General features: G+C 37.2%; 21 protein-coding genes. All 21 read right to left on the bottom strand.

All coding sequences use genetic code 11. From position 1 onward, the window contains the following. Nucleotides 1-29: 29 nt before the first annotated feature. Entirely contained in the window at nucleotides 30-2,999 is a 2,970-nt protein-coding gene (locus tag J3U18_RS05490; RefSeq protein WP_267353171.1) for a tape measure protein, read from the bottom strand. Nucleotides 3,000-3,044: 45 nt separating this feature from the next. Beyond that, nucleotides 3,045-3,569 (bottom strand): phage antirepressor N-terminal domain-containing protein, encoded by a 525-nt coding sequence (locus J3U18_RS05485; protein WP_267331513.1) that lies wholly within the window; start codon nucleotides 3,567-3,569, stop codon nucleotides 3,045-3,047. Between the two features lie 396 nt (nucleotides 3,570-3,965). Beyond that, nucleotides 3,966-4,547: a DUF6246 family protein gene (locus J3U18_RS05480; RefSeq protein ID WP_267331514.1), complete on the bottom strand. Its 582-nt coding sequence runs from the start codon at nucleotides 4,545-4,547 to the stop codon at nucleotides 3,966-3,968. Nucleotide 4,548: 1 nt separating this feature from the next. Then, nucleotides 4,549-5,040: a hypothetical protein gene (locus J3U18_RS05475; protein WP_267331515.1), complete on the bottom strand. Its 492-nt coding sequence runs from the start codon at nucleotides 5,038-5,040 to the stop codon at nucleotides 4,549-4,551. A 10-nt stretch (nucleotides 5,041-5,050) separates the two neighbouring features. Next, a complete protein-coding gene (locus tag J3U18_RS05470) occupies nucleotides 5,051-5,434 on the bottom strand; it encodes a hypothetical protein (RefSeq protein ID WP_267353170.1) in 384 nt (127 codons plus the stop codon). Beyond that, nucleotides 5,431-5,829 (bottom strand): hypothetical protein, encoded by a 399-nt coding sequence (locus J3U18_RS05465; protein WP_267353169.1) that lies wholly within the window; start codon nucleotides 5,827-5,829, stop codon nucleotides 5,431-5,433. The genes J3U18_RS05470 and J3U18_RS05465 overlap by 4 nt, the downstream gene beginning before the upstream one ends. Continuing rightward, nucleotides 5,829-6,182, bottom strand: coding sequence for a hypothetical protein (locus J3U18_RS05460; protein WP_267353168.1), 354 nt, complete (start codon nucleotides 6,180-6,182; stop codon nucleotides 5,829-5,831). The genes J3U18_RS05465 and J3U18_RS05460 overlap by 1 nt, the downstream gene beginning before the upstream one ends. Beyond that, a complete protein-coding gene (locus J3U18_RS05455; RefSeq protein ID WP_267331519.1) occupies nucleotides 6,175-6,558 on the bottom strand; it encodes a DUF7370 family protein in 384 nt (127 codons plus the stop codon). The genes J3U18_RS05460 and J3U18_RS05455 overlap by 8 nt, the downstream gene beginning before the upstream one ends. Before the next feature lie 2 nt (nucleotides 6,559-6,560). Beyond that, nucleotides 6,561-6,740 (bottom strand): hypothetical protein, encoded by a 180-nt coding sequence (locus J3U18_RS05450; protein WP_267331520.1) that lies wholly within the window; start codon nucleotides 6,738-6,740, stop codon nucleotides 6,561-6,563. Further along, nucleotides 6,740-7,810, bottom strand: coding sequence for a major capsid protein (locus J3U18_RS05445; protein ID WP_267353167.1), 1,071 nt, complete (start codon nucleotides 7,808-7,810; stop codon nucleotides 6,740-6,742). The genes J3U18_RS05450 and J3U18_RS05445 overlap by 1 nt, the downstream gene beginning before the upstream one ends. 9 nt (nucleotides 7,811-7,819) lie before the next feature. Beyond that, nucleotides 7,820-8,248 (bottom strand): hypothetical protein, encoded by a 429-nt coding sequence (locus J3U18_RS05440; RefSeq protein ID WP_267353166.1) that lies wholly within the window; start codon nucleotides 8,246-8,248, stop codon nucleotides 7,820-7,822. After that, entirely contained in the window at nucleotides 8,248-9,417 is a 1,170-nt protein-coding gene (locus tag J3U18_RS05435; RefSeq protein WP_267353165.1) for a DUF2213 domain-containing protein, read from the bottom strand. The genes J3U18_RS05440 and J3U18_RS05435 overlap by 1 nt, the downstream gene beginning before the upstream one ends. 60 nt (nucleotides 9,418-9,477) lie before the next feature. Continuing rightward, nucleotides 9,478-9,651 carry a hypothetical protein gene (locus tag J3U18_RS05430; protein ID WP_267353164.1) on the bottom strand — a complete coding sequence of 58 codons (174 nt, stop codon included), beginning with the start codon at nucleotides 9,649-9,651 and terminating at the stop codon, nucleotides 9,478-9,480. Next, the gene (locus J3U18_RS05425) at nucleotides 9,630-11,294 is read right to left on the bottom strand and encodes a phage minor head protein (protein WP_267353163.1); all 1,665 of its coding nucleotides are present in this window, start codon (nucleotides 11,292-11,294) and stop codon (nucleotides 9,630-9,632) included. The genes J3U18_RS05430 and J3U18_RS05425 overlap by 22 nt, the downstream gene beginning before the upstream one ends. Beyond that, nucleotides 11,236-12,684 carry an anti-CBASS protein Acb1 family protein gene (locus tag J3U18_RS05420; RefSeq protein ID WP_267353162.1) on the bottom strand — a complete coding sequence of 483 codons (1,449 nt, stop codon included), beginning with the start codon at nucleotides 12,682-12,684 and terminating at the stop codon, nucleotides 11,236-11,238. The genes J3U18_RS05425 and J3U18_RS05420 overlap by 59 nt, the downstream gene beginning before the upstream one ends. Before the next feature lie 2 nt (nucleotides 12,685-12,686). Then, nucleotides 12,687-13,916: a PBSX family phage terminase large subunit gene (locus J3U18_RS05415; RefSeq protein WP_267353161.1), complete on the bottom strand. Its 1,230-nt coding sequence runs from the start codon at nucleotides 13,914-13,916 to the stop codon at nucleotides 12,687-12,689. Between the two features lie 5 nt (nucleotides 13,917-13,921). Beyond that, nucleotides 13,922-14,317, bottom strand: coding sequence for a DNA-packaging protein (locus J3U18_RS05410; RefSeq protein ID WP_267353160.1), 396 nt, complete (start codon nucleotides 14,315-14,317; stop codon nucleotides 13,922-13,924). Between the two features lie 27 nt (nucleotides 14,318-14,344). Further along, nucleotides 14,345-15,031, bottom strand: coding sequence for a KilA-N domain-containing protein (locus J3U18_RS05405; protein WP_267338479.1), 687 nt, complete (start codon nucleotides 15,029-15,031; stop codon nucleotides 14,345-14,347). 305 nt (nucleotides 15,032-15,336) lie between these two features. After that, nucleotides 15,337-15,753, bottom strand: a complete 417-nt coding sequence (locus J3U18_RS05400; RefSeq protein ID WP_267353159.1) for a hypothetical protein — start codon at nucleotides 15,751-15,753, stop codon at nucleotides 15,337-15,339. 353 nt (nucleotides 15,754-16,106) lie between these two features. Beyond that, the gene (locus J3U18_RS05395; protein WP_267353158.1) at nucleotides 16,107-16,466 is read right to left on the bottom strand and encodes a hypothetical protein; all 360 of its coding nucleotides are present in this window, start codon (nucleotides 16,464-16,466) and stop codon (nucleotides 16,107-16,109) included. After that, nucleotides 16,463-16,821: D-Ala-D-Ala carboxypeptidase family metallohydrolase (locus J3U18_RS05390; protein ID WP_267353157.1), on the bottom strand; the 359-nt coding region annotated here is incomplete at its 5' end. The genes J3U18_RS05390 and J3U18_RS05395, both read right to left, overlap by 4 nt.

Raw genomic sequence — 16,821 nt, 5'->3', positions numbered from 1 at the left:
ATTCATGGTATGAAATTTCATCTACTAAATCAACGACGATTTAACATCCCCCCAGGGCGTTGTTCCTCCTGCATTACGCTTTTTATCGCTTGTTTCAACATTCTAGCTGTTTCATTAGCTGCTGTCGTATTATCTTGGTTTTCTCCGAATGAAATATTTTGCGTAATATTATTAATGATAGTTCTACCAGCTGAACCGCTTAATTTGTTAGATGGAATAACTTCGCCATTTTTATTTGGAATCATGTATTGTTTTCCGTGTGCAACAAACAGTTCAGGTTCTCCACTTTCATTAACTCTATAGGCTTTACCAACATCAACACCACCACCCCTGAGCCGTCCGCCCCCATAAGTTAGCCCTTTAAGTGTTGATAAAACCTGACCGCCCGCGCTTGCTACAGCAGCCATATTTGCCATTTTTGCTGATGTTGTAACCGCTGTCGGATCGTTCATTGCTTTCATAATTGCGGAATTTAAATTAAGCATAGCGTCAGCTATCGCAAACCCTTTGCTAATAGCAAAAAGTGCTTTATATGCTGAACTTGATTCACCAGCAAAAGCGCCCAGCATATCAGACATTCCACCGAATAAATCTGCAGATGATTGCAATATAGCGCTTGTAGATTTTAGTTTAGCTTCTGCCGCTTCGTCTTCAAGTTTCTTTCTTTTATCTACAGCATCTTTAGTTATTGCAGTTAAAGCATCTTGATAAGTTTGTTCGTTTGCCAGTCCAGTTGCTCGCCATTCATTTAACTTATCTAGTTTTTCCTGCTCATCAATATTTATTTGTTCTAAAGGTGATTTTTTATTGTAGATTTCTTGTTTTGCAAACTCTTCACCAGATTGATATTTTCGCAAATTTTCTTGTTCTTGAATTAATCGCTTAAGTTCTTCTGTTTGTGCTGCTGTCGCTTTAGTACCAATTTGTTGACTTATTGCTAAAGCTTTAGCCTCAACTGTTAAATGTTGAGCTTCTAACTTGGCAACTTCCAATTGATTTTTGAGATTTTTTATTTCTTCTGCGTAAGTTCGTGTTGTACCGCCCCCTCTTTTTTTGCTGGCGTTTAGTTTTTCATTAGCATCAAATAACGCAGCGTATGCTTTAAAAAGTGGTTCTAGCACTTTTCTAACTTCTTCTGATACTGTCGCCCATTTTGTAGAATCTTTAATAAGATCTCTTATAATACCTTTGTATTCTTCCCCTGCACTACCGAGATCATTTAATACGTTTTCATAAATGTAAGCAGCTTTCCTTGAATCATCTATTTTCATATTAGCTATTTCAAGCTGAGTCGATAACGACTTAACTTTCTCATCAATTTTGTTTGTGCCGACTTTTTCTAGTGCCTTAGCAAAGCCATCAACGCCAGTAGCTGCAGAATCAGCATCAGCACTTGTGCCTATTAATAGTGTATTAATATAACTAATTATTTTCGAGGCATTGCTTTTCTTCTGAATTAACTTATCAAGAGTTGAGTTAAGTCTTACGATTTCTCTTTCAGCATCTTTAATTGTATCTGGATGCATGTCAAAAGATGATTTTGCCGCTGTTATTTTAGCTTTAGCTTCATTTATTTTACTTACAACATTTTTAATCTGATTTTCAATATTTTCTAAGTTATCGCAATAATCTAACTGTTTATCAAGCAGCTGATTTAATGTTAAACTTTTTAAAGAGTCGCTCATTGAATCAACAGAATCAGAGAAATCTAACGCTTTCTGTTTAGCATCATCAGCTTTGCTAGCCCACGTTGTCAATGCGCCCGCAGCCAAAAACAACATCCCTGCAGGACCACCCAATAAAGCCATTGCGGAACGAAGTCCGTTAGCGGCAAAAGATGTTGCTTTCATCGCTGTATCAAGTCTTGCTTGCGCTGCTGTTTGCTGATTTGTAGCTGCAGTTAAGGCGTCTGTATTGGCTTTTAACTGCTTTCTAATTGCATTTCTAGTTGTTTCTGTTTGCGCTAATTTTAATTGGGCAGCTAGTGACTGCTGAACCGCTCTTAAGTGAGCAACTTCAGCTTGAGCTTGTTGTAACGCTGCTTGTGCTGCTGCTTTTTCAGCTTGAGCTAGTTTTATATCATTAATGACTTTTTCTGCACTCTGCTTAGTCGCACTCGCTAATGATGTAATATATTTACCCGCATAAACGGCAGCTAAAGCACCAACGCCCGTCATTAGTATATCGACATGCTGAGACATTAAAATTAACGAATCTACGAGTAATTTAGTCGCACCAGTTGAGTTATTTAATTCACCAAGATATTTTTTAAGATTATTCGTAACACGGTTGATACCCTCAGTTACGGTATTTCGCATATTATCGGCAAGTGCAGCCGTTTCTTCCTGAGCAGCAATCATAGCTTCGGTAAATTCAGACATTGACAATTTACCATCAGAAGCCATTTTCCTAACCTCTGATTCGGTTTTATTTAGCTGTTTCCCAAGCGTTTTAAGGATACTAGGCATTGCATTAAAGACAGTCATTGCCTCAACACCTGCCAGCTTACCTTTCATTTGGGCTTTAGTTAATGCATTTGTAGCCGATTCTGCACTCAATGAATTTGTCTTATTGATAGTCATCAAATTTGATAGAGTATCAATATAAGATATTGTACTTTGTGTGCTATAACCCAGCTCACCCATAGAGTTAGAAAGACGGATATATAACTCTGATGTTTCTTCAATAGTACGACCGTTTCTATCAGATGTTACTAGTAGCTGATCTAAAATGTCTTTAGTTTGCGATGCTGTTGCGCCAGTATTTTGAATACGATCTTCTAGCTCATTCCAGCTCTGAGCATAAGAAATAATTTGGCTGGAAACTAAAGCAGCAGATACAGCTTTAGCAACGCTTGTTAGTTTGCTCATTGACGCTGCTGTCCGCTCAAACCCCTCTTGCGCGCTTTTGTTAAAACTAGATACTTGTTTATCCGCTGTTAATAAAGCCCCTGTTTTGGCATCAATTGTGTATGAAATACTGCCTGCTTCAAATGACATGTGAACCTCTTAAATTTTTGGCAATAAAAACCACCGAAAGGTGGTTTATACGGTTAGCTGGAGTTGTGATTGATTCATTAATGAATTGAGTTTATTTTCTATATTAGGTTTAATACGTTTCCAATTTGATAATATTCTTCCAGCTTGACTTGCTCCCTCTTTTTCATATTGAAATTCAAAAAGCAGTCTATTTATTTCCTTCATGAATTCAAATCGCTCTTTAGTCCAATATTGGTAAAGAACGTTATAGCATTCACGTTTATATTTAATTAGCTTGTCTTTTAACTCAGGTTTTATTTTCTTGGTACTAACGCCAAACAACCAACCATTTAGCATTGATAGTGGTAAAAATACATGTTCATATTTCTTACCATCACTAGCAGTTGTCTTCATAATGAAGACGGCTGTTTTCATCACTTCATCTCGCATAATACGATTATATTGTGACCCCCACTGTAAGCCGATATTCTTACAGATCGGCCGCATTGATACATAAAGCTCACCGTTATGTTCCACCGCTTGAATTGTTGTATTACAGAATGGAACTTCTAATTTTTTTAAATTGTTCATTGAATATCTCCTTTTACCTTTCAAAAAAAATCTCACATGAAAGTGATCCACTGAAGGTAGGCAGCTTTTCACTTTCACACCGTCGTGCTATTCATGTGAGGGTTAAACTTGTGTTGGTTGGCTGGATGATGGGCATAAAAAAACCCACACTTGGCGGGTTTAATGATTATTAGTTAGTAGTGTTTAGCATCTACTAGGGTTTGTTTAAAAAATCGGCTTAAACTCATTTTTAAAGTTTTAATTTTACCCATTTATGATGAACACTCTTCTCCTATAGTTAGGGTAATTAATTTAATGTTATAAATCAATATGTTAAAAATCGTAATTTTTAACTCAAAATCAATGGTTTTTTGGATGTTTATTTGCTTTAGCAAGTCTTTCTTTTCGTCGTTTTCGCTAGCTATTTAATCCCACAACTGAATCAGCATAAGCCATCGCTGAATCATAGTCATCTTGAGAGATAATTTCTTTATCATTTGTCGGAAATTTAGCTTCCATTGCTTCTTGAAATGCCGTCATCGACATATTCCATGCGTCAACCTCACTCATCCCCAAATGAGCAACCGCCATGTATACGAACTTCTTAGCATGAAATTCATCGCTATAATCAGCATTATCACTTTTTTTCTTAAGCTGAGACTCACCAATTAAGCCATGTTTCAAAAGATGTTGTGCCAAAATGACTCTGTCATGAATTGTTAATCCATCTACAGTAACTAATTTATTTTCATTACCTTCTAAATACCCAGTAATAACAGAGCAATCTGACTCACAGCACGCAGTTAAAACCTTATCAACTAAATCAATAAACAATTGCTCCGAAACACTATCTTCAGCACCCAAAATAATAGAAAAAGTTTTAACTATTTCACTTGGTGTTCCTATTTTTGTCATATTCAAAAAGGAAGGAGTAAAGATAAATATTGCATCATTGATATGTATAGCAAATTGCCCGATATCTGTTATTACTGGTTTCATATTATGATTTTTTTGGGGTTTGGTTAGTTGGAATAGCTGTTCTTGTTACATTGTTAGCGCTTGTTCCTTCGATAGACCAAGTGCAGACGTCATCATAAGGATATTCTTCCGTTAATGAAGATAATAAATAGCACCCCTCAATTACTCGATTAATGATTGGATTAACAATTTTAATCCATGCATAAGGTTGTCCGTCAGTATCTTGTGTCGGGCTTTCAATGTGATCTAACAATACACTTTGATTTTGAATATCATCTCCACGTGAGATACCATCAAAAGATACTGTTTTTTCTTTAGTTGTGACCATTGATTCTGTTGTACCATCTTCGGATGTATCTGCCGTAGTATCAATTGTATTCCAGTTAACACCTCGTGATTTTCCTCTAATCATCCCTAACCGTTTATAGTCCGCATCATTAGGTTTTGTATCTGGATTACCTATAACATAATAGACGGCAATCTTTCGCCCTGTTCCTGCATTACTTTTAGCCATTTTAACCTCTTTATCTTGATATAATCATTTGAGCGGTAAACTCGAAAACAAACCGCCCTTCTTCTGTGTTTGACTGTGTTATTCCGCTAATCGGGTTCATTGAAATAACATCATTCATTTCGTAATCATCTAGCATTGACTGTCTGATTTCATCGGCTTTATCATTTACAGCCACAATATTGGAATCATTGATAGCTGAAACAATAACGATTCTAAAATAATCTCTTATTACCGCTTCATTAGCATTCCCCCCACCAGCAGGCATGACAACTATGTATCGCTTAGATTGGGTATTTTTAACTTCAACCCACTTTCTAAACTGGAAAATATAATCACCAATTAAATTATGAGAAACTAACCAATCTTTAATTGACTGATATGTGTTTGAAATCATATTTTGTAACCATCTTTAATGACTTGTTCAATAGCCTGCTGTCCGTCTCTTTGAAAACCCTTTTCAACAAAGTGAGGCTCTGCATTGGGAGACCAATAATCGCCTTGTGATTTTTTACCTGTACGCTTACCTTTTGCTGTACCTTTGGCATTGTTAACAAATGCAGCATAATTTGCAGTATAGCCAACTCGACCAATCCAACCTTTTGGTACTGGCTTTAGTTCTCTATACTGCGAATTAATTAGCGTTGAAGTATCTCTAGGTGTGATTGGAGCTACAAAAGACATACCAACAATCATAACTTGCTGGATAATCCTTTGAGTTCTATTATTGGCAATATCATTAGTTATCCTGTGAATATTTTTATTCACTTTTGAAACGCCCTTAACGGTCATTATGTAACTACCTCGTAATCAGGTATTTCACCAAAAGCACTCATATCATATTCAAGAACAAACTCTACTTTTTCAGCGTTTGATGCTTCTAGCGATAATGAAGTTTTATCGCCTTTTACGATAAAATCACCTTGCTTAATTTTATTATTTTCAGTGTAAAATGTAGTCTTTCTAACACGTTCAACACCTAATGAATCAATATAAGCACCAGATGCATTTGGCGCTTCGTCTTTCCATGTGCATTTAATTAAATAAGGCGTTCTATAAGTATCAACATTATTCTCCCCGTCGTATCCAATGTGAGGATATACGGTTGCAATGTTTGTATAGCTCCAATTTGCTGTATTACTCATTGTGACCTCCCACAACTAAAAATAACGGCTTATTCGAACGAGAAATACCCAAACAATCAGTACAGCCGTGAACATCTAGATTTTTTAGCAATGAATACATGGATTTAAATCCCTCGTCATCATACTTGAAGGACCTTGATGCACCACTTGGTGCTGATTGTGAGGCTATTTTTCTAGCTCCTTGCATTTGGGCAAGTAAACAAGCTGAGTAAATCAATATTAAAAGCTGGTCTGCTTCTGAATAGTCATGCGCTACCAAACAATCACTAATTGCATTTACTTTTTTAAGAATTGCGTCAATAACTAAGCTCGGTACAGAATAACCAAGCTCTGATAACATTTGATTAACATTTTCCGCTGTTACCTGTACCGTCATAATTATTTACCTTTTTTCTTTTTATCTTCTGGTTCTGTCGTTTGTTGTTCCAATACAATAACTCGCCCTTCAAAAGCAATAGGTATTTCTTGGGAAACAAACTCATGACCAATCGGAAGCTCTGCAATCTCACTATCAATGCGACCGTAACAGCCACGATGTGTAACTCTTAATTTCATCATTAACCCCTTGCGTTAAAGACTTTACTTTTACCATTAAAGTCTCGTTTAATTTGCAAACCAAACGCAGACCAAACAAGAGTTTGATAGTTATCATGTGGATTGACCCGTTGTTTCATGAATGAGCCAATTGGTGCAGCAATACGAGTTTTGATGTACTGAGCATTACGAACATAACTAATGAAATGATTGCCTTTTAATTCAAACGTTTTGGTGAATGAATCAATGTAAACGCAATAGCGTAAGATGTAGTCTTTCAATGTTCCTTCTTTAAAGCCTTGTGAGTTTGAATAAGGCACATTCAATCGGCGCTCGATTTCAGGTGAAATGTAGAATTTTAATTTTTCTGCAACTAGGTTGGCATCTAGAACTACGTTAAAATCTTTTGTGAAGAAATTGATAATATTGTCATTGCTGGTTGCCATAGAAGTTAAATCAATATTGAAACCTGATGCGCTTAGATCAACTTGGTTGGTGTGGGGGTGGTTTGTAATCCCTTTACCTTCATAGTTTTGAACCTTGATTTTGTCGTCACCAGTTAAAATATACTGTGCCATATTTCGACGGAGCGCTGCGGTTGCTGCCTCTTGGTCATCTGACATAGCATCAATATTTTCAGTTTGTAGACCTAACCATTCACGCCATTCACGAGCATAACCAGTTTTAAAGATTGGAACTGGGTCACCGTAATGGTCATAAACAACCTTATCTAGCGTTTCTGGCTCTTGTCCTGACATAGAGCGATTAACATAGCCAGCATCACTTGAAACACGATATAACGCAGCAGTCTTCCCAATTGAAATTGGCGTACCTAAAGACAGTAAATCATCAAGTAACGGAGCGCCCTCATCATCACGAATAACACGGGTAGTCACGTTATCTACTTCACGCCAGTAATCTTGAGTTAAAATTGCAGCCTGATTGACTTCAATAGCATTACCATGCATTTCACTCATCTGTTTTTGAGCGTTGTTAAAGATTTGACGACTTGCTTTTAACTGATTCCAAGCCTGAGCAACTTGAGCTGAATTGGTAATCAATTTCTTGTTAAAAATAATTTTTTCGTTCTTCATTATTACTCCTTAAGCTTTACGAACTCGGACTTGTTCAGCAGTTGTACCAACGGTATAGGTTTCAAATGCATAGAACAGCACAGCATCAGTACCACTTGCTTTTTTCAATGTACCGTCACCGTTAGAAGTTAATTTATCGCCAATCTTTAAAGTCTCACCAGCTTTCACTAAAATATGGTAAGTAACATCATCTTCACAAATGATTGCTATACCGGTTGTATCAGCAGGGACTTCCGAACGGATATCATGACCACCTAAATAGTCATTGGTGATAACTAGTGGTTGAGTATGCTCACCTGCCGTTGGATGTTTAACTAGCTTGTTGTTGATAACGGCAACTAGTGAACACGGAGCAATCGCTTCACCTGTTTTTAAGTCAATTGTTTGTGTGTCGTTTTTGCGTGCAGGACCACCAATCACGGTTTTAAATCGAATCATTACTCTGGAGCCTCCATATTTAATAGTGAATTATCTGAATTATTAGCGAAACCACCACTAATAGGCGCTGTTTTAACGCACTGTGCATATAAAGCATCAAGTGGTTCACCAGATAGCGCATTTACTGCGGTTTGCGTCATGTTGAACTTAGCTTTTACGGCTTCTCGTTTAACAGAGAGTTCTTTTTCTGTATTTGCATTCACTGCTAATTCCAGATTTGTAACCTTGTTCATTAATGACCTTGCCCATGCTGGTGCATCTTCGGCATTCGTTGCGTTTTTCTTCTCCTGTTCGGCTTTTTTCTTTTCTTCTTCCTCAGAAGCTTTCTTTTTTTCAATCGCTTCCTTGGTTGTTTGCTCGTTATAAACCTTTAACAGCTGCTCATCGGATAAGCCATCGGTTTTAATACCGGCAGCATTTAGAGCTAGTAAGATTTTTTCTTTCATTAAGTCTTCTTCCTCTTTTTGATTAAATTTAAATACGCCTAAAACTTCTTTAATAGTTTTACTAATTACGTTGCTTATTGAATCGTCTGAACAATCAATAAGACTTACATTTTCAATTGGCGATTTTTCACCATCCGAGTTAACAAAAATGCCAACACCATCATCTGGTGTGGCTGCACCTTGTTTATCGGGTAATATAGCGACATGGTCGAATTTCATATTTCGAGCAATTGACTTGTAGCGTTTGCCTTTTGATGATCCTGATTGATTGTCGGGCGTGTAAGTTAGCCCTGTTGACACATGAATTGGCGTGGTGTTTTTACCATTCATCATGTCATCAAGGCGATTTACAAGCATTCGCCCTTTTTCTGTGCTTTCTGCAAATTTCCTATCGATATACGCATCCATAAGCACCCTGTCGTTAGATTTGCGAACATTTCTACCCCACGCACCAATATAAAAATTATTAATGGCTTGTGGGTTTAATGCAGAAACATGCTCGTTATTAATTCGTGGGTGGTCTAATGGCATTAAATTGTCATTCAGTGTCATGTACGATTTGTTAATTTCATCTGCCGGATAGAAAATTCCATTCATGACAATATCATCCACGATGGGGACCACATCATTGATAACAATGTGCTCTTTACCGTCGATGATTTGTGTTGATATTTTGGATTTACTATTAACGACAGATAAAACATTCACACTTTTAAGTGTCATGCTTTACCTCGTGTGGATTTTAAATATAAAAAAACCGCCGAAGCGGTTTAAGAGATTTGATTATGAATGTCTCTCAACAAATAGAGATTCGGCATAACTAGATAACATAGACTTTTCTACATCACTATCTGCCTGTTCGATTATTTTGTTTAGCTGCTCCTCAGCATCATCAGGAAGCGGCTTCATATTAACAAGCTTAGAGGCTTGCTCTATTAACTTTTTAATTTTTTCCATTTGGTGCCTTTATCTAAAGATTCAAAAAATTTAAATAATTCTGGATATAGTCGCTTTTTAGCTTCATTGCGATTTTCAATGTAAAGTGAAAAGGATTCTGCAAGAAATTCCTTTTTGCTATCCTGTCCGTATTTGCTAATCGCGTATTGCCAGCCCTGTTCCCACCCTTTAGAGATAATATTGTCAATCTCTACACGATACTGATTATGTAATGCGTGCCCCATCTCATGAGCAAAAACCCCTCTAGGTGTTGGTACAGCGTTCCACGTAACATAATCCATTTCATTAATTATATTAGCTAATCGCTGATTCTTAAGATTAATAACGGAATTTAACGACTCTCTCTTGAATCCTAATGTTTTACTATATAAATCAACCAACAGCAATTCTTTTTTATCTACACTGCCTGTTGTAATAATTAGGGCATTAGTGGTTGGAGCGAATGCTGCCAGCATTTTTTTATTTGGCTCACCATAGTAATGAACATCCCCATTTATTGACCCTGCATATCTAAACTGTGGTAAATCGAACCGTTCCTGAATTTCTGATACCAATTTTAAGCATGGCGCCAGTTCTTTAGCGTCAATATCATTAGGTATATTAGAAATTTCAGTAATATTCTTTCTTGACCAGTCATTAAGCTCTTCTACTTCGGTTAATGCCTGCCGTTTCGGTTTATATTGATCTTCCCATTCGTCGGCTTCTTTTAATAATCTGTCGATGCTAGATTGGTTGTATGGCTCGCCTTTTTCATTAAGCAATACCGTTATTTGAGCGCAATAACAATTGAATCTGTTACCATTCTCTTCGTACCATTCCTCTACCTGTTCAACAGTATAGATTTTCCCGTGCCTGGCAACGTGCGTGGCTCTCGAATTAGGCTTTAATGCAGACATATGTAATAAGCCTGTTTTTAGTCCTAAATCTTCTTGAGTACGTTTAGTTTCATCCCATGTAGCCTGACGAAGTGCGCCTACTTGCTCAGTTTGTGCTATGGCTTTAGCTCTACTATGTGAGATATCAATGCGCTTACTGATAATATCGGCTGTTTCTCGTGGGTTAATTCCTCTTGCCACAGCGCTACTTAAAACGGAACCCAAATCGCTCTTTAGATTATCCGCAAGTCCTTTCCAGTCGTTGAATGTTGCGGTATAGGCAAGCCCTATTCGACGAATGTAAGCATCACTAAATAATAAGGATTCCAATGATGTAGCTTGTGAATATAGTGGCGATTGTATAGATAAGTTTTGAAATGTCCGATTAGTACCCATTTGATACATATCAGCAACAAACTTGCCAGCCCAAAACTTCTCAATACCACCATTAATCAGATTTTCATCAACAATTTCTTGAATGCGAGTTAACACTCTGGCAAGCTGATTGCCATCAACCGTGTAATTAACACTGGCATTTACAACATAGAGATTGTTATCGATAAATAACGCTGTTTTAGTCGGCGCTTTAGCATAGTAGCCTAAGCTTAATTCGATATACTCAATAACTGATTGTTTGATTGTTTTGTAGCGTTTTTGTATTTCGCTACGCATTTGGAGAATTTGTTTGTTGGTGAGCGTAGGATTATTTTTACTTCTCGGTAATATCGGATTCTTCGGAATCGGCTTTATTATCTTCGGTTTCTTCAATATCGATATCCTCTAAATCAGGATCGGGCTCATAACCGCCAGCTTCTCGTATTTCGTTTGGAGTAAATACTGCAATACCCATTGATTGTTGAGCTTTGACATTCACGTCTGACATTTTGAGCATCAATTCGATTTTTTCGTTCTGGCTTGGTGCTAATAGGTCGGACCATTTAAGAGTGAGCGTACCGTTAACTAATGGCTTAATAACTTTCAGCGTAATAAGTTGCTTAACTAACTCTTTTATTAATGTGCTCAAAAATCCATTACGGCGTGACATTCCACGTTTTGCATAATCCGTCTTATCTTCATCTGATGCTAAGCGTCCTGTTTGTTGACCAAATATAATGGTAAATGGCATTCTGACAGATGCAGCGAAACTGTTTGCAGATACTGACCATCCAGCGCTTGGGTCGGCAGGAGCAACCGATAGAATGTTAGCTGTAGCACCAGAGGTAATTAGTGCGCTGTCGGTGCCTGAATTTAATAACGCAATTTGTTTATTTAATGCATCAGCAGGCTTTTCAAATCCTCTATTTCTCAGTTCTCGCTCCAGCTCATCCATGTCAGAGTCGGCATCATAATTCAAGTGAACCTGTCTACTGGCATTTTTAAGAAAACCTTCTGCGCTACCGCCTGAATATTTCACCATGTCGATTAGGTCGTTATAGCCGACCTCAAGCTGTGACTCGCCATCATCCATGGAGTTAATAACGGATGTTTCATTGAGTATGACCACTCTGTCTGGATGTATACTGCGAGAAATATTGGGCTTACCTGATTTGTCACCTACCGCTATTTCATTAAATTGGTACATTGTGACTTGACCATAGTTTTCGTCTGCTTCGTCATTATTCCATTCGCAAGCCGTTAACTGAGCTTCCCATGCAGGAATTAACTTAACAATGGCATCCTGTGGATTTAGTCGATTCAATACGACGGTATCCACAGGCTCGTCCCACCGCCTGCCGTCTCGAAGTTGGATAATGAGCCCTGCATACTTACCAACAATTCCACGCTTATCCGCTTCGGTGATAGCTGACCACAATTTATCATTAAATAAATCAGTAACTATTTGCTCCCACGTTGTCAGCTTTGAATCTTGTTCTCGGATGTCGCCGTCAATGAATTTAGGGTAATCTAGCCAGCAAATATCACTTAATCGCTCAACAAAACCACGTGCAGCACCATTACGCTTATACAGTTTATAGAAGTCTGTGAAGGTAAGGTTTTCTGGATAACCGAACTCGCGATCGATGTAAGCCCTTTTGGTGTTATTAACTAAGCCTTGTGATGCGTACGCTAATCGTTGACGACTTATATCTTGATTATTATTAATTGCCGTTTGTGCGGTATTTAATAACTGTTCATCTGTTAAATTAGAATAACTCATTGTTACCTCATAAATAATCCTGCTGAGCGTTTATGTTTAATATAACCATCCAGCGAATAACGCACCGCATCCCAACAGTGGTTGTTTTTATCCTCTATAATTGGTAGGACTTCATTTGTCACCCTGTCGGTCTTGTAGCTATATAATCTGGCTTCTTCTGCTGTATGTTTACAGCGAGGATGAATGATGATTTGCTTAAATCCACGCAGAAATGCGATACCATCCTCTACACTACCCTGCCATTTTTTAGCCGCTGAGATGTTGAACCCCTTACGTTTGATGTGGCTGATCGTTTCGGGTCTTGAACTGTCCCCTTTAACAATCCATTTTCTTGCTTCTGGTACTGAATCATAAAAAGCCGGCATTTCGTCCAGCTCTATATGAACACCATACGCCTCATACTCAATATACAGACAATCATTTAGAATAAATGACCGTATTAATGTATTCGGGTCATTAGCAAAGCCGAAATCTGCGCCAAATAATAATCGGTCGGCTTTTTTATAAAGATTATCGTCAAACGCCTCAACTTTGTAACAGCCACTCAGTACTTGTTTATCGGAGTTTTCGAGATATGCACCCTCCCACACCCAAGCATATGATGCGTAATCCAGTCGGGTCAGGTCATTTAATCTCTCTTGCTCCAGAACATCAGGGAAAAATGGGTTATCGTTATAATTTAGTTCGACAATGATTGAATTTTCAGGTGGGTTTTGTCTAAATCTTTTATCTGTTGGACTTCCCTCTGTTTCAGGGTTCCATGTCACCCATATTTCAGAATTAGTCTCACGAACTGTTGGAGTGAGTTTTCGCCATGCTATTTCGGATACGTTTTCCGCTTCATCGACCCAACATAATAGGATTCTGGCTTTTGATTTAATGCTATCGAGATTATGTCGTAAACCACAAAACACATAGCTAACTAATCCATTCTTGGTTCTAATGTAGTTCTGCCCAATATCGTAGTAATCTTTTAACCATTCGATAGAATTAATAGCTTGCTTGACCTCTTCCATACTTGAATCAGCCAATGAGTTCATAAACTCACGAGCACATAGTATTACGCCACTTTTTCCTTCTTCTGCAAATTGATAACCCTTAACCGCTGTCATTAATGCAAATGAACGGGTTTTAGCGCTACCTCGCCCACCGTATGCACCTCGATATCTGACATTTTCAGCGACAAACACAGATATCAATTTTTTAGGTAACTGGATTTGTGCTGTTGTCATAGTGTTTACTCTGTGGGTGTGACTAGCTCTATTCGAGTTGGTTTTGGTGACATTGTGCCGTCAGATGATTGATGATCTATTTCCTGTTTTTCGCTATAGCCGTGATTAGATAGCATTAACTTTGTGATAGTAGAGTTGAAATCACCAGTCAAACCTCTATTTACCAACAAACTTTCTTGTAGTGATTGAATAGCCTCTAACGTGTCCTTAAATTCTTCATTTAATTTTCCGTATTCGTATACTCTCGATCTAGCCTTGCCAAGATAGCAAGCTAATCCAGCAATGCTTGGCACAACTTCTTCAACATCCTTGAAGCCCCCAAGCAAATACTCCTTAGCCTTGACTAAACATTCGGCTAATTCACTTGGGCGACCTATTTTTTTCTTTTCGCCCTTTGTCATAATTTTCTCCAGACAATAAAAACCGCACTAGGCGGCTATATGATGCTGTTCATCAAACAATGAAATAATATGGTTTCGTTTGAATAGCTCCATTAGCTTAACTTTTCGATCTTCGAACTCCATACCTAATTGAATAAATGCTGTATTAGCTCTTTGAAGGTCAGTAATGCACTTAATCTGGCACGGAGTTAAATAATCTCGGATTGACTCTGTTTTTCCTATTTTGTGAAAGACTTTAAATTTCGCTGATGTCATTCCTAAAGCTATACGATTGATCAAATCAGCTTCATTGCTAAAGTGAAAATACTTAACATCCTTTCCTTGATGCTCCTTTTCAAATTTTATTGCATCAGTCATCGGCTTATATTCAACCTTTGCCAATTCTCTTAATCGCTGTCGCTGATAGTCTTGCTGGATTACTTCATCAAAAGTTCTAATTACATGAAGATGAAATTTGGCATTAATCCACATAGCATAAGCATAAACTAATTCTTTGCATACATATGTACCCTGATTTAAACCACCTCTAACGACCGATAGCGGAATTCCGCCATCGCTTGATATTTCCGCTATAAGTTCTTTCGTGAGTTGATTTGAAAGCCAGTAACTTGGTTTGTGCTTATTTTTACCTCCAGCCGCTTTATGTACATCATTGATGCAAAATAGCCCTTTCTTATCTTGTTTTATTGCAGTATTTAAAATTGTAATATTCATGGTTTCCTCCATTAGAAATGAGTTTTAGTCACACAGGGAACCAGTCAAGAGAGGTAACCATGAAAACCATCTGGCGCCCTCTAAAACTCATTCCTAAGTGGCTCTTGTTATTGTGAATTGCCGTGTGTTGGCATTATGATTGATTGAAAAATGATTTAAATTTATTCGACTTGTAGATATCGATTTTACAAGTCAGGGGTAATTATGATTAATTAAAAGTTGAATTGGGTTTGCGATGTTTCAAAAAAAATAGGTACAAAAAAACCGCAATTAAGCGGTTCTTGTGGATTCTATTATGTATTGCTTTATTTATTTTCTTCAGGGCATGGATGATAATATCTTACTGTAAGTCTAACAAAAAAATATAAATCCCCATCACCAAATTTTTTGATTGGTTCACCATTAAATAAGTTTGCATATTGGTTCATCAACTTATTAACTTCAGGTAATTGTAATGCCGATTTTGCACAGTAAATTTTAGGTAACCCTTTTTGTTCACGTGCTATATTTTCCCAATTAAATGTATTAACAATCCCAGACAAATAAGCTGTACCAAATGATTGAGCTCTCTCGTCTTTAGAGGATATAAAATTATTAAAATCATTGTAAGAAATATAACCTTTTATAAGATATGGATTTATCCAATCATCTTTTTTAGCGTTATCTGCAAATACAATAAAAGGGAATAAAGTTAATATAAAGCAATATAATATTTTTTTCATAAACAACCATCCAAACAATAAGATGATTTATTATACCATTACCATTCAAAGAATAACTATAACTTAGAGTTAGTGTCATTTCTAAGTGTAACTGATTAAATATGCAGTTATTCTTTATAGCTGCTCGTGAATTTTTATAGTTTATGCGGTAAAAGCGAATAATTATTTAAAATTGGCTGAGCGATTTTTCATTTAGTCGCGCTAACACTCAGCCGACGCGCTTTTATTTATTAGCAATTTGTTTGATAGCCCTTTTATCTGCATTACACTTCTCAATGACATTTAATAAATGCTCGTTATATCGTAAGCTATCACCAAAAGTCATGGGATTAGGTGGTAAATTTGGTAAACAGTCACTTAATAGATTGGCTGGTATCGGTTGATTCACGTAGACTTTTCGCTCTGTTGTACAAGCTACCAGAGATAGGCATAGGCACAAACTGCTTAGCACAATCATTATCTTTGAGTTGCTCATTAATTTGCTCCTGCCGTTCTAGTGATTGATTTTCAAGTTCACGTTTTGATAATTCGTTATCTGCGATGATTTGGTTGTTTCTAGATATGGTTTGCTCTAGCAGATTAATTTGATTAGTTAGCTCGGCGTTAGCGGTTTTTAATCGTTTTTTCTCCTGGTAATTGTTGTAACCAAAATAAATAGAGAAAACAAAACCGACAATAAGCAATGCTATACTTAATAACTTTTCTTTACTCATAGTAAACCGTTCTTATAAATCGTCTTACCGCCCTGCTTAACAGCAGTCAAAACTATCTGGCAATTATTATTAGGATTAAAGCCGATATGCACCCATTGATTATGCTCTTGAATGAGTTTGTCGAACTGGACTCCCGCATCGATTAATCGTTGGCAAATCTCTTTAGGTGTGCCGTATGATGAATGGAAATCTACCGCTAAGCCCTTAGTATGAGCGCTTGTTGAGACTCCGCCTACTCTTGCATTTAATGCAGGACAGCGATATCCAGATGTGATAATAATTGGTTTATCTAATGCTTTTCTAACAAGTTCTAGCTTTATGGCTGTTAACTGCACATTTGGCATTAAATTTTGGG

Source organism: Gilliamella sp. B3482, assembly GCF_026536805.1.
In the GTDB taxonomy this organism is placed as follows: Bacteria; Pseudomonadota; Gammaproteobacteria; order Enterobacterales; family Orbaceae; genus Gilliamella; species Gilliamella apicola_E.
This window is presented reverse-complemented; position numbering and strand designations above follow the sequence as displayed.

What these genes read in the sequence shown, in the direction of transcription:
- J3U18_RS05460 (WP_267353168.1), bottom strand. Translation starts at nt 6,182, where the DNA reads ATGAGTAATACAGCAAATTGGAGCTATACAAACATTGCAACCGTATAT.
- J3U18_RS05465 (WP_267353169.1), bottom strand. Translation starts at nt 5,829, where the DNA reads ATGACCGTTAAGGGCGTTTCAAAAGTGAATAAAAATATTCACAGGATA.
- J3U18_RS05440 (WP_267353166.1), bottom strand. Translation starts at nt 8,248, where the DNA reads ATGATTCGATTTAAAACCGTGATTGGTGGTCCTGCACGCAAAAACGAC.
- J3U18_RS05395 (WP_267353158.1), bottom strand. Translation starts at nt 16,466, where the DNA reads ATGAGTAAAGAAAAGTTATTAAGTATAGCATTGCTTATTGTCGGTTTT.
- J3U18_RS05450 (WP_267331520.1), bottom strand. Translation starts at nt 6,740, where the DNA reads ATGATGAAATTAAGAGTTACACATCGTGGCTGTTACGGTCGCATTGAT.
- J3U18_RS05415 (WP_267353161.1), bottom strand. Translation starts at nt 13,916, where the DNA reads ATGACAACAGCACAAATCCAGTTACCTAAAAAATTGATATCTGTGTTT.
- J3U18_RS05475 (WP_267331515.1), bottom strand. Translation starts at nt 5,040, where the DNA reads ATGGCTAAAAGTAATGCAGGAACAGGGCGAAAGATTGCCGTCTATTAT.
- J3U18_RS05435 (WP_267353165.1), bottom strand. Translation starts at nt 9,417, where the DNA reads ATGACACTTAAAAGTGTGAATGTTTTATCTGTCGTTAATAGTAAATCC.
- J3U18_RS05410 (WP_267353160.1), bottom strand. Translation starts at nt 14,317, where the DNA reads ATGACAAAGGGCGAAAAGAAAAAAATAGGTCGCCCAAGTGAATTAGCC.
- J3U18_RS05420 (WP_267353162.1), bottom strand. Translation starts at nt 12,684, where the DNA reads ATGAGTTATTCTAATTTAACAGATGAACAGTTATTAAATACCGCACAA.
- J3U18_RS05445 (WP_267353167.1), bottom strand. Translation starts at nt 7,810, where the DNA reads ATGAAGAACGAAAAAATTATTTTTAACAAGAAATTGATTACCAATTCA.
- J3U18_RS05405 (WP_267338479.1), bottom strand. Translation starts at nt 15,031, where the DNA reads ATGAATATTACAATTTTAAATACTGCAATAAAACAAGATAAGAAAGGG.
- J3U18_RS05470 (WP_267353170.1), bottom strand. Translation starts at nt 5,434, where the DNA reads ATGATTTCAAACACATATCAGTCAATTAAAGATTGGTTAGTTTCTCAT.
- J3U18_RS05455 (WP_267331519.1), bottom strand. Translation starts at nt 6,558, where the DNA reads ATGACGGTACAGGTAACAGCGGAAAATGTTAATCAAATGTTATCAGAG.
- J3U18_RS05430 (WP_267353164.1), bottom strand. Translation starts at nt 9,651, where the DNA reads ATGGAAAAAATTAAAAAGTTAATAGAGCAAGCCTCTAAGCTTGTTAAT.
- J3U18_RS05480 (WP_267331514.1), bottom strand. Translation starts at nt 4,547, where the DNA reads ATGAAACCAGTAATAACAGATATCGGGCAATTTGCTATACATATCAAT.
- J3U18_RS05400 (WP_267353159.1), bottom strand. Translation starts at nt 15,753, where the DNA reads ATGAAAAAAATATTATATTGCTTTATATTAACTTTATTCCCTTTTATT.
- J3U18_RS05485 (WP_267331513.1), bottom strand. Translation starts at nt 3,569, where the DNA reads ATGAACAATTTAAAAAAATTAGAAGTTCCATTCTGTAATACAACAATT.
- J3U18_RS05490 (WP_267353171.1), bottom strand. Translation starts at nt 2,999, where the DNA reads ATGTCATTTGAAGCAGGCAGTATTTCATACACAATTGATGCCAAAACA.